Here is a 536-nt window from a genome sequence, read left to right on the forward strand (position 1 = left end):
CCGCCCCGGCGGTCACCGCCTGCAAGCCCCCGGAGGCGCCGCCGGCGGCTCTGCGCCCGACCAAGCCCGTGCTCCCCGAGAAGCCGGCCTGCCTCGACGCCAAGGGCGGCTGCCCCGGCTGGGAGGCCTACAGCTTCAACGACGCGGTGAAGGCCTACAACCTGCAAGCGCAGGCGTTCCGGCCGATCGCCGAGGCCTACGCGCAGAAGCTCAACGCCTACGTGAAGGCGAGCGCGGATTACGCGCAGTGCGAGATCAACGCGATGCAGAACTGACGCGCGCTGCGGAACGGAGCCGGCTGAACGGCGGCCAACGGGGGGCGCGGCGGGGGTTCAGCCGGCGCGGCGCAGTCTCCGGCATCGAGGGCCGCGATCCCCGCCGCCCGTCCCTGCCGAGGCCGAACAGTGCCCTTCCGTCATGTCTTTGGGCGCGCCGGGTTCTGCGCCCTGCTGCTCGCCACCGCCCCGGCGCTGGCCGCCGACTTCGACGGTCCGCCGCCCCCGCACGGCTATGGCGGCCCGGGGGACGGCTACGAG

At 74.4% G+C, this 536-nt stretch carries 1 protein-coding gene; it reads left to right on the plus strand.

What is annotated here, in order from left to right:
* A partial coding sequence (locus FV228_RS32335; RefSeq protein ID WP_147858024.1) for a hypothetical protein occupies positions 1-275 on the plus strand: 275 nt, incomplete at its 5' end.
* Positions 276-536: the final 261 nt, after the last annotated feature.

Origin of the sequence: Methylobacterium sp. WL18, assembly GCF_008040015.1 — a bacterium.
Classification (GTDB): Bacteria; Pseudomonadota; Alphaproteobacteria; order Rhizobiales; family Beijerinckiaceae; genus Methylobacterium; species Methylobacterium mesophilicum.